The 9,422-nt window shown below is 59.1% G+C and carries 14 protein-coding genes; 13 read left to right on the top strand and 1 reads right to left on the bottom strand.

The genetic code is table 11. From position 1 onward, the window contains the following. Nucleotides 1-39 precede the first annotated feature (39 nt). The 4 genes from TU79_RS16635 (at nt 40) to TU79_RS16650 (ending at nt 1,201) form a co-directional block, all read left to right on the top strand. Nucleotides 40-288, top strand: coding sequence for a hypothetical protein (locus tag TU79_RS16635; protein ID WP_057008999.1), 249 nt, complete (start codon nt 40-42; stop codon nt 286-288). A gap of 63 nt (nt 289-351) precedes the next feature. After that, nucleotides 352-582, top strand: coding sequence for an Acb2/Tad1 domain-containing protein (locus TU79_RS16640; protein ID WP_033901764.1), 231 nt, complete (start codon nt 352-354; stop codon nt 580-582). After that, a complete protein-coding gene (locus TU79_RS16645) occupies nt 582-773 on the top strand; it encodes a hypothetical protein (RefSeq protein ID WP_057009000.1) in 192 nt (63 codons plus the stop codon). The genes TU79_RS16640 and TU79_RS16645 overlap by 1 nt, the downstream gene beginning before the upstream one ends. Beyond that, nucleotides 770-1,201 (top strand): hypothetical protein, encoded by a 432-nt coding sequence (locus TU79_RS16650; protein ID WP_057009001.1) that lies wholly within the window; start codon nt 770-772, stop codon nt 1,199-1,201. The genes TU79_RS16645 and TU79_RS16650 overlap by 4 nt, the downstream gene beginning before the upstream one ends. A 31-nt stretch (nt 1,202-1,232) precedes the next feature. Here the strand turns inward: TU79_RS16650 and TU79_RS16655 are convergent, their stop codons facing one another. Continuing rightward, nucleotides 1,233-1,439: a hypothetical protein gene (locus TU79_RS16655; protein WP_057009002.1), complete on the bottom strand. Its 207-nt coding sequence runs from the start codon at nt 1,437-1,439 to the stop codon at nt 1,233-1,235. 88 nt (nt 1,440-1,527) lie between these two features. Here TU79_RS16655 and TU79_RS16660 point away from each other — a divergent pair, with 88 nt between their 5' ends. The 9 genes from TU79_RS16660 (at nt 1,528) to TU79_RS26630 (ending at nt 9,414) form a co-directional block, all read left to right on the top strand. Beyond that, on the top strand, nt 1,528-2,049 hold the full coding sequence (locus TU79_RS16660) for a hypothetical protein (RefSeq protein WP_057009003.1): 522 nt from the start codon (nt 1,528-1,530) through the stop codon (nt 2,047-2,049). A gap of 1 nt (nt 2,050) precedes the next feature. Then, nucleotides 2,051-3,541, top strand: a complete 1,491-nt coding sequence (locus tag TU79_RS16665) for a terminase large subunit (protein ID WP_057009004.1) — start codon at nt 2,051-2,053, stop codon at nt 3,539-3,541. Further along, entirely contained in the window at nt 3,541-5,001 is a 1,461-nt protein-coding gene (locus tag TU79_RS16670) for a DUF4055 domain-containing protein (RefSeq protein ID WP_057009005.1), read from the top strand. Before TU79_RS16665 ends, TU79_RS16670 begins: the two co-directional genes overlap by 1 nt. Beyond that, entirely contained in the window at nt 4,919-6,031 is a 1,113-nt protein-coding gene (locus TU79_RS16675) for a minor capsid protein (RefSeq protein ID WP_175437647.1), read from the top strand. The genes TU79_RS16670 and TU79_RS16675 overlap by 83 nt, the downstream gene beginning before the upstream one ends. Before the next feature lie 8 nt (nt 6,032-6,039). Next, nucleotides 6,040-6,531 carry a DnaT-like ssDNA-binding protein gene (locus TU79_RS16680; RefSeq protein WP_057009007.1) on the top strand — a complete coding sequence of 164 codons (492 nt, stop codon included), beginning with the start codon at nt 6,040-6,042 and terminating at the stop codon, nt 6,529-6,531. 3 nt (nt 6,532-6,534) lie between these two features. After that, entirely contained in the window at nt 6,535-7,131 is a 597-nt protein-coding gene (locus TU79_RS16685) for a hypothetical protein (protein ID WP_057009008.1), read from the top strand. Nucleotides 7,132-7,219: 88 nt separating this feature from the next. After that, the gene (locus TU79_RS16690) at nt 7,220-7,960 is read left to right on the top strand and encodes a hypothetical protein (RefSeq protein WP_057009111.1); all 741 of its coding nucleotides are present in this window, start codon (nt 7,220-7,222) and stop codon (nt 7,958-7,960) included. 6 nt (nt 7,961-7,966) lie between these two features. Beyond that, the gene (locus TU79_RS16695) at nt 7,967-9,007 is read left to right on the top strand and encodes a hypothetical protein (RefSeq protein WP_057009009.1); all 1,041 of its coding nucleotides are present in this window, start codon (nt 7,967-7,969) and stop codon (nt 9,005-9,007) included. A 44-nt stretch (nt 9,008-9,051) separates the two neighbouring features. Further along, entirely contained in the window at nt 9,052-9,414 is a 363-nt protein-coding gene (locus TU79_RS26630) for a HeH/LEM domain-containing protein (RefSeq protein ID WP_057009010.1), read from the top strand. Nucleotides 9,415-9,422: the final 8 nt, after the last annotated feature.

A 9,422-nucleotide genomic window follows, 5' to 3' on the forward strand; every position in this document is an offset into this window, starting at 1 on the left:
CTTCACCCATAATCAGCCTGTGCGCAGGCCGGAGGGTTTATGAGTAACGAATACCAAGTTCGCCCAGTCACCCGTTATGTCGTGACCCGCTACGAAGCCACGTCGAATCAAGACGGCTCGCAGGCCGGTGCCGCTTCCAGTGTCATCGGTGAGTTCGCAAATGGGCACATCGCCGATGACGTTGCTGACGGGATGGTCGCCAAGGATATCGCCGCCGGGATCAAATCGCAGCGTAGCCGGCACGGCCTGACGCTTGGCGAAGTCATCTCAGGTCAGCGGGCCGGATAAGACAATACCGCGCCACGTTTTCGAATGCGCCAAATCGTGGCGCTCAATCATGAGGAATCACCCATGGACAACCAGCACAAGAAAATCACCGGCTATCGCGACCTGAGCCAGTCCGAAATCGACGGCATGAACTCCATCAAGGCGCTGGAAGCTGACACCGGCGAGCTGTTCAAGCAGATCGGCCAGATTGAAGGCGTTGACCCACGCCTGCTGGCTCTGGCCAAGACCAACCTGCAACAGGGCTTCATGTGGTTCGTGCGCTCCATCGCCAAGCCTGCCGATCCATTCAGCTGATGGGCAAGGTAACCCGCCTGCGCCATGTGCTGCCAATGAGCCCGGACGTCAATGCTGCGGTAAGCGCTCTCGACAAGGCTATTTCCGATGCCGTGGACGCCGCCAAGGCTGCTGGGTTGCCCCAGGGGCTGATCGTTGGATTGCTCCACGGTCATGCGCATGCACAGACGCACAAGATGGTGATCAAATGACGACCATTGCCTACAAGGACGGCGTGATCGCCTATGACTCTCGCCGCACATGCGATGGAAGGATCATCACTGATAGCGCAGACAAGAAGCGCGAGCGCGAAGGCTATATCTTCTTCGGCTGTGGCTCGACCTCGGACATTCTGAATCTGATTGATGCCTTCTTTGGCGCGAAGATCAAGGGAGAGTGTGATGCCCAGGCGATCGTCGCATTCGGCGGTTGCGTCACAGAGATCATTTGGAGTGAAGGACGCCTATTCAAGTACCCGGTCGACCACGAGTATGCAATCGGTAGCGGATCGGACAACGCCATCACGGCAATGGACATGGGCGCCACTGCCTATCAGGCGGTAGAGATGGCTTCCAAGCGAGACACCGGCACAGGCGGATTAATTCGCACGGTGAGCATCGAGCCTGCAAAAGCGGGTTAGGTGTGCCGCAGGTGAGTGCGGCACGGGCGCGTCACTTCGGTTTTATTGCCGCCTCAATCAGATCGGCATATTTGGAAAGGCTTTCAAACTCCTGTTCCACTTGGCCGTGGTGACCGGGGGAGTTCGAAACTTTTGCCGCGATTATCTCAAGCGCAGCAGCTACTGCGGTGGCGCGCTTTACTTCCGCTGTTCGGCCATGGATAGCGTTGTTCACGATGGTTTCTATGGACCCTGACATTTTTTGCTCCTGGCGTTAGGTGAGCGATAAGCAATACCAGTCATCCACAACTCTTGCAATCCTGCTTTATTCCTGCCTGAGGCACTTTATGACAACCAAGCAACCCGACTGGGAGGCAATCGAACGTGCCTACCGGGCCGGGTTGCTTTCAGTTCGTGCCATAGGTGAGACGCATGGTGTAAACCACGCGACCATCCTGAAGCGAGCAAAGAAAGAAGATTGGAAGCGCGACCTGACTGACCAGGTTCGAGCGGCAACCAAGCAGAAGGTAACCACGGCGGTAACCAGTAAAGGTAACCAGTCGAAAGTGGTTACCGATGCTGAAATCATCGAAGAGGCGTCCGACCAGGCTGCTGCGGTGATCCTCGCGCACCGAGTCGGTTTGGCTCAGTGGCGCAGCATCGCCGATAAGCTCAGTGACGCGCTGGCAGACATGAACGTGACCCCAGACAACGCCGGCGACTTCGCCCGCTCCCTGAACGCTGGTGTCGATGCCCAACTCAAAGTCATCAAGGGTGAGCGCCAGGCCTACAACCTCGACACCGAAACCGGCGACAAGACAGTCAGCGACCTGGCTGCACTGATGGACGATCTATCGAAGGAAGCCTGACATGAAGCCCGAGCACTTTAAGCTGCTCCGGGACAAGCGCTGGCGGTTGAACAACCTCTACTTCATCACGGACAAGCAGGGCAAGAAGGTCCGCTTCCGGATGACGGATGAGCAGATCGAATACTTCGACGGGATGCACACCCGGAACATCATCTTGAAGGCTCGGCAGCTTGGCTTCACAACCGAGTGCTGCATCATCCAGCTCGACGCAGCGCTGTTCGAGTCGGCCAAGTGCGCCCTGATAGCTCACACCCTGAACGACGCCAAGCGCCTGTTTCGGGAGAAGGTCAAATATGCCTACGACAACCTTCCGGCTGAGATACGCGCCGCCAATCCTGCTTCTAACGATGCTGCTGGTGAGCTTGTGTTCAGCAAGGGCGGATCGCTCTACGTGTCCACGTCCTTTCGGGGAGGCACGCTGCGCTACCTGCACGTGTCAGAGTTCGGGAAGATCTGCGCCAAGTTCCCTCACAAGGCCCGAGAGATCGTCACCGGTGCCTTTGAGGCCGTGGCTACTGACTGTTTCGTCACCATCGAATCAACGGCGGAGGGCCGGGCGGGCTACTTCTTCGACTACTCGCAGAGTGCCGAACGCCAGCAGCTATCAGGTGTGCCCCTGGGCCTGCTGGACTGGAAGTTTTTCTTCTTTTCCTGGTGGAAGAACAAGGCCTACTGGCTTGACCCGACTGACGTTGTCATCCCGCAGCGCCTGACCGACTACTTCAACGAGCTGTTCGCGAAGCACGGCATTGACACGAACCCAGGCCAGCGCGCCTGGTACGCCGCCAAGGAGAAGACTCTCGGCGACGACATGAAGCGGGAATACCCGTCACTGCCGGCGGAAGCCTTTCAGCAGTCGATCGAGGGCGCCTACTACGCCAAGCAGTTCACCAAGCTGTATGGCGCACAGAGGATCGGCCCGCTACCGGACAACAGTCATCTGCCGGTGCACACGATATGGGATATCGGCGTCGGCGACTCCACGGCGATCTGGTTCGTTCGGATTGTTGGCGAGGAGTACCACATCATCGACTTCTACGAGAACAGCGGTGAAGGCCTGCGGCACTACATGAAGGTGCTCAAGGATCGCAAGTACACGTACGGCGATCACTGGGGCCCGCACGACATCGACAACCGCGAATTCGGTAGCGACGGCAAGACCCGGCGCGAACTGGCCCGGGAGGGCTACGAGATCGACGGACAAAAATACAGCCTCAAGTTCAGCGTTGTCCCAAAGCTCGGCATCGACGAAGGCATTGAGCAGGTTCGGGAGATCCTTCCGGCCTGCGCCTTCGATGAGTCCAAGTGCGAACTGGGCATTTCCTGCCTGGAGAACTACCGAAAGGAGTGGGACGACAAGCGGGGCTGCTGGAAAGACAAACCACTTCACGACTGGTCATCGCACGGCGCGGACGCCTTCCGCTACTTCGCCGTCTCGATGGGCCGACGCAAACGCACAGGCGGAACACGCCGAATTGGAGGCTTGGCCTGATGCCAGTGCAATCGACAAACCCCGACTACGACGTGCACATCGCCGAGTGGGAGATGATGGACGACGCGCTCGAGGGTGAGTGCGCGGTAAAGCGCAACGAGCGCAATCTGCCCAAGCCGAGCGGCATGGTGGAGGCCGAGAAGATCGACGCTGCCGCCAACAAGTATCTCTACGAGAACTACACGAACCGGGCTCAGTACGAACACTGGGTGCGTGATTCTCTGCGCTCGATGATGGGCCTAGTATCGAGGCTTATCCCGGAGATTGAGCTGCCTGCCGGACTGAAAGGGCTGGAGGACAACGCTACATCTGACGGCTTTGGGCTGAAGCAGTTGTTCTTCCGCATGGTGCGCCAGGCTATCTCGCACGGCCGGGTGCCGCTGGTGGTGAACATCGACGAGAGCGGCGAGCCGTATTTCTCGACCTACGCCACCCGCAACGCCATCAACTGGGACACTGCTGATCAAGGCGGCCGCCAAGACCTGGTCCTTTCGGTGTTTCGTGAGTTCCGCAAGAAGGGCGGCGATCGATACACCCATGACTGCGACGCGGTGTTCCGTGAGTTCTTCATGCTCGACCGGGTTTGCTACACCGCCGTACGCAATGAGGCCGGCGAGTTGATCGACGACGAGCGGGCGCTGGGCACTACCGGGACGGATAACCGCCTGGTCAAAGGCTTGCCCTACCTGCCGGTGATCTACTGCGGATCGACAGACAACTCGCCGGAAGTCGACGAGGTGCCGCTGCTGACCATGGCGCGGGCCGCGCTTAAGTCCTACCAGTTGAGCGCTGACTACTTCACCTCTTTGCACCAGACCAGCCACCCGCAGCCGTGGGTCTCTGGTCTGGATGAGGCGGTGGAGTTGAGCGTCACTGGCCCTTCGGCGGCATGGGATCTTGGCCCGAACGGCGAATGCGGTTACCTGGAGTTCCAGGGCGCCGGCATTGAAGCTGTCCGCAAGGCCATGGATGACCAGAAGAACGCCGCACTTGAAGCGGGCGCCAAGGTCATGGACGTGGCCGGCACCGAGTCGGGTGAGGCGCGCAAGACGCGCCAGAACGACCAGCACGCCACGCTGCACAGCATCGTCATTACCGTGGCCGAGGCGGTGGAGCAGGGCTTGCGGTACGCCGCCGAGTGGAAGGGCTACGACCCCAAGCAGGTCAAATTCAAGGTGAATCCTGAGTTCGTGACCCCGGTGGTCGACGCCCAGGTTCTCGCCGAGCTGCTCAAGGGCGTGATGGCTGGCACGATCAGCGCCGACACCTACTGGCAGTACCTCACTACCGGCAAGTTGCCGGAGCGCCCTTACGACGAAGAAGCCGACCTGATCAGCGACGAACGCGAGTCGGCCGGCATAAACTTGGACAAAGACGATGCCATCGACAAACCTGGCGCAGGCGGACAGCCAACTGCTGGAGCAGACGACCCGACACTCGGTAATGCTGGAGCGGCTTAAGGCCGGCGAGGTCAAGAAGTTCGAGAAGTACCTGCGCCAGATCGACAAACTGGTGCGGGATCAGCTGACTCGCAAGGAGCTGACTACCTACAGCCGGGACCGTCTTGAGCAGTTCCTGGCCAGGGTGGACGGCAAGCTGCTGGATATCTACAAGGCCTACGGCGACCTAGTGCAGGCCGATCTGGTCGACCTCGCGCTGTATGAGTCGACGTTCGAGGCGAAAAGCCTGAGCAATGCACTCAGCATCGACGCGGTGGTGCCGACCAATACGGTGATCCGGGCGGCGGTGTTCTCCTATCCGCTGCAGGTGAAGGGTATCGACGGCGGCAAGCTGCTGAAGAGCTTCGTCAGCGGCTGGACGCGAACCGAGACGATGCGCGTCACGAACACTATCAGGCTCGGCTTCGGCCAGGGCCAGACCAATGCCCAGATCATTCAGGCGATTCGCGGTACTGCGGCGCAGAATTTCACAGACGGCGTCTTGGCAGTGAGCAACCGCAACGCCGCCTCCGTGGTGCAGACGGCAATCCAGCATGTGGCCACGACGGCACGAATGGAAACGCTGAAGGCCAACAGCGATGTGGTGCTGGGCTATCGCTGGGTGTCGACACTCGACCGCAAGACCTCGCAGCAGTGCAAGGGCCTGGACGGGATGCGCTTCGACTTGGGAAAAGGCCCTTTGCCGCCGGCGCATATCAACTGCCGGTCAACCACGGTGCCGACAACCAGGATTTCGCAGATGTTCGCCAATGACGCCACGCGCGCCTCGGTGGGCGATAACGGCGGGGCCCAGGTCGACGCAGGCCTGAATTATTACGAGTGGCTGGCAACGCAACCGGCGAGCTTCCAGGATCATGCCCTCGGGCCGGTCCGGGGCAAGTTGTTCCGCGATGGAGGGCTGACGCCGGAGAAGTTCGCCAAGCTGCAGCTAGACAAGTCGTTCAAGCCGCTGACATTGGAGCAACTCAAGGACGCAGAGCCCGACATGTTCACCCGAGCAGGAGTTACACTCGGCGCTCCACCAGGTTGAGATAGCGCATGCAGATCATTGTTGAGGATGGGAAGGGCAGGCCAGACGCGAATAGCTTTGTGCCACTGGAGAAGCTGACCTTCTACCGCGACTACTACGGGTTCCGGATACCTGAAGGTGAGACTGACCAGGTCGAACTGCTGCTGCGCGCTGCCGCCGACATCAACGTTCGCCAGTGGAAGGGTCGCAAGGCCAATCCTGAGCAGGCAATGGCCTGGCCCCGGCGTGACTGCAAGATCGAATACCAGACGCTGTCCGAGACGTTCGTGCCCTTTGAGCTTGAGTGGGGCCAGGTAAGGCTGGCGGTCGAGCTATATGCCGCCGAGCAGGGCTTCAAGATCGAAGAGCCAACACATTGCACTGAGTCCAATGGCCGGCGCACGGGGCTCAAGCGCGATAAGCCTGGCTTTCGCATGCGACCGCCGCCGTACGCACCGAGCAGGACACAGTTCGCCGATTACCTGATAATGCGAGGATTGCATTTAGTCGCTAAGGAATAGCTGATGTTCAAATTGCTGCTTTGGGCATTTCTGCTCTTAGTATTCATCACCGTTATTGGCTTCGTTTTTTTGCTCGGGCTCTCTTTTGGCCTCAGCAACAACCGCGACAAGTTCATTACAGAGACCGTGCCTGTCCTATCAATGCTTGGCGGATGGGTTGCTGGTATTGGCGCACTGGCAGCAGTTCTCACCACTCTTTGGCTGGCTGATAAGCAACGCAGAGAGGATGTTGAGAGCCTTCGGGTTTCTGTTCGGTCGGCCATCACCAATACTGGAGAAGAGGGTTGGTTCATTGCCCTCGGGATCACATCAGATGGAAAGCGTCCGGTGAAGGTGACAGGCGTTTCGGTACAGTCGCCCCATGCGAGAAATTACCTACATATCCACCAATTTTGGCTGGGGAGTCACCCGCTACCAGCGGCGATGACCTATGGCGATAGTATTTCCCTGCATTTGACGCCAGGGTTTGACCGGCAGATCAATAGATACGTTGAACAATACTGCCGTGGCAACGCTTCAGGATTGAAATTTGTCGTAAGCACAACGTTGCATGAGTTCAATGCCTCCATAGACAAGAATATGCTCACCTTGAGCGACTGAACTAAAAACAGATTCATACCAACCTCGGCCATGCCGGGGTTTTTTTATGCCTGCAAAGCGGGCCGACCAAACCCAAGGGGTGCACCAAGTGGCAGACGAAAACCAGATTGATCTTGAAGACCCGGCAGTTCAGACCGCCATTGCCGCAGCCGTTGAGGCTGCAACCCTGGGCCTCAAGAACAAAAACACCGAGCTGCTTGGCTCGCTACGGACCACTAAAACAGAACTGGACGGCTTCAAGGGCCAGTTCGAAGGCCTGGACATCGCAGCTGTGAAGGGCCTGCTGACCAAGGTTGGCCAGGATGAGGAAACCAAGCTGATTGCCGAGGGCAAGCTGGACGAGGTCATCAGTCGCCGCACCGAGCGCCTGCGCACCGACTACGACACCAAGTTGGCCGCCGAGAAGGCCCGTGCTGACAAAGCCGAGCAATTCGCCGCCAAGTACAGCGACAAGGTGCTGGCCGATTCCATCCGCGCCGCTGCCATCAAGGCCGGCGCACTCCCCGAGGCTGCCGAGGACATCATCCTGCGCGCCCGGGGCGCTTTCAAACTCAGTGAAGACGGCGAGGCAATCGCCACTGACCGTGACGGCGAGGTCGTTTACGGGAAGGACGGGAAAACCCCGCTGTCGCCGCTCGAATGGGCGGAATCACTGCGTGAAACAGCAACACACCTGTGGCCAAGGGCTCAGGGTGCCGGTCCGACCGGCGATCAAGGTGGCAAGGCCACGAAGAAGTTTTCCGACATGACCGAAACCGAGCGCACCGCACTTTACAACGCGGACCCGGCGAAATATCGCCAACTGCGCGACGCCACCACACAGGAGTAACACACTATGGCGACTACTCGCCTTTCCGACGCAGTCATCCCCGAGGTCTATGCCGACTATCAGGCAGAGAATACCCCGGAGAAAACCGCGTTTTTCGAATCCGGCGTTGTTGTACGCAACGAGATGCTGGACACCAAAGCCAAGACCGGCGGCCAAGAAATTCAAATTCCGTTCTGGCGCGACCTGGACGCATCGGTTGAGCCAAACGCATCGAACGATGATCCGGCGGACATGGCCTCGCCGAATAAGCTGGGTTCTGGCCTACAAAAGGCGCGCATCAGCTATCTCAACCAAGGCTATTCGGCCTCGGATCTGGTAGTTGAGCTGTCCGGCTCCGATCCGATGCAGCGTATCCGCAATCGATTCGGCACCTACTGGCAGCGCCAGTGGCAGCGCCGCGTGATTGCGTCCGCTGTGGGCGTGCTCGCCGACAACGTAGCCAATGACGGCGGCGACATGGTCTTCGATGGCAGCGCTGCGCTCTGGTCGCGCAAAGCTTTCACTTCTGCCGTGTTCACCCTGGGCGATGCCTTCGGCCAGCTTTCGGCAATCGCCGTTCATTCCCTCGCCTACAAGCAGATGGTCGACGCGGATGATATCGACTACATCAAGGACAGCCAGGGCAACCTGACCATCCCGACCTTCATGGGTCAGCGTGTAATTGTCGATGACTCCATGCCGGCCATCAGCGCAGGCGATCCGGCCACTATCACCACCACTGCGGTGCTATTCGGTGCTGGTGCGTTCGGTTATGGCGAAGGCGACCCTGAGATGCCGGTCGAGATCGAACGCCAGGCGCGGGCCGGCAACGGCGGAGGCGTTGAGACCTTGTGGGAGCGCAAGACCTGGATCTTGCACCCGTTCGGCTACCAGTTCACTGGTGACGACATCACCAATCGGGCGAACCTGCGCGGCCGCACTGGCGCGGACACGACCGTTGACGAGTTTTCCCCGTTGCTCGCCGACCTGCGCAAGGCCGCCAACTGGAACCGCGTCGTGGATCGTAAAAACGTCCCTATCGCGTTCCTGAAAATCAAAGGCGCCTGACAAATAAGCGAGGGCTTCGGCCCTCGCGATGATGGGAGAACATCATGGAAAACGACGAAATCAAGCCGGGCGAGCAACTGACGCTTGCCCAGATCAACAGACTGGTCAAGCAGGCACAAGAACAGCAATCTCCGACCCCGGGTTTTGGCCTGCGCGAAGACGGCCCAACTGTCGCCGAGTTCATCGCATCGGGTTACAAGGCGAGCAATTACCCACCAGCGGGGTATGCGTCTCGCAGCACCGCCGAGGAAATCGAGGCGGCACTGAAAGCCGAGAAGGAAACCCCGGAAACCGACCCTCTGAAAATGAAGGTCCCCGAGCTGAAAGAGTGGCTGACCGCGAAGGGCATTACCTTCTACGCGACCGCCAAGAAAGAAGACCTGCAGGCCTTGGTGCCAGCGGAATAAGGACAAGC

Source organism: Pseudomonas trivialis, assembly GCF_001439805.1.
GTDB classification, from domain to species: Bacteria; Pseudomonadota; Gammaproteobacteria; order Pseudomonadales; family Pseudomonadaceae; genus Aquipseudomonas; species Aquipseudomonas trivialis.

Coding starts and splice junctions, on each gene's coding strand:
- TU79_RS16665 (WP_057009004.1), top strand. CDS start 2,051: ATGAAGCCCGAGCACTTTAAGCTGCTCCGGGACAAGCGCTGGCGGTTG.
- TU79_RS16650 (WP_057009001.1), top strand. CDS start 770: ATGACGACCATTGCCTACAAGGACGGCGTGATCGCCTATGACTCTCGC.
- TU79_RS16655 (WP_057009002.1), bottom strand. CDS start 1,439: ATGTCAGGGTCCATAGAAACCATCGTGAACAACGCTATCCATGGCCGA.
- TU79_RS16660 (WP_057009003.1), top strand. CDS start 1,528: ATGACAACCAAGCAACCCGACTGGGAGGCAATCGAACGTGCCTACCGG.
- TU79_RS16695 (WP_057009009.1), top strand. CDS start 7,967: ATGGCGACTACTCGCCTTTCCGACGCAGTCATCCCCGAGGTCTATGCC.
- TU79_RS16645 (WP_057009000.1), top strand. CDS start 582: ATGGGCAAGGTAACCCGCCTGCGCCATGTGCTGCCAATGAGCCCGGAC.
- TU79_RS16640 (WP_033901764.1), top strand. CDS start 352: ATGGACAACCAGCACAAGAAAATCACCGGCTATCGCGACCTGAGCCAG.
- TU79_RS16675 (WP_175437647.1), top strand. CDS start 4,919: ATGCCATCGACAAACCTGGCGCAGGCGGACAGCCAACTGCTGGAGCAG.
- TU79_RS16685 (WP_057009008.1), top strand. CDS start 6,535: ATGTTCAAATTGCTGCTTTGGGCATTTCTGCTCTTAGTATTCATCACC.
- TU79_RS26630 (WP_057009010.1), top strand. CDS start 9,052: ATGGAAAACGACGAAATCAAGCCGGGCGAGCAACTGACGCTTGCCCAG.
- TU79_RS16635 (WP_057008999.1), top strand. CDS start 40: ATGAGTAACGAATACCAAGTTCGCCCAGTCACCCGTTATGTCGTGACC.
- TU79_RS16670 (WP_057009005.1), top strand. CDS start 3,541: ATGCCAGTGCAATCGACAAACCCCGACTACGACGTGCACATCGCCGAG.
- TU79_RS16680 (WP_057009007.1), top strand. CDS start 6,040: ATGCAGATCATTGTTGAGGATGGGAAGGGCAGGCCAGACGCGAATAGC.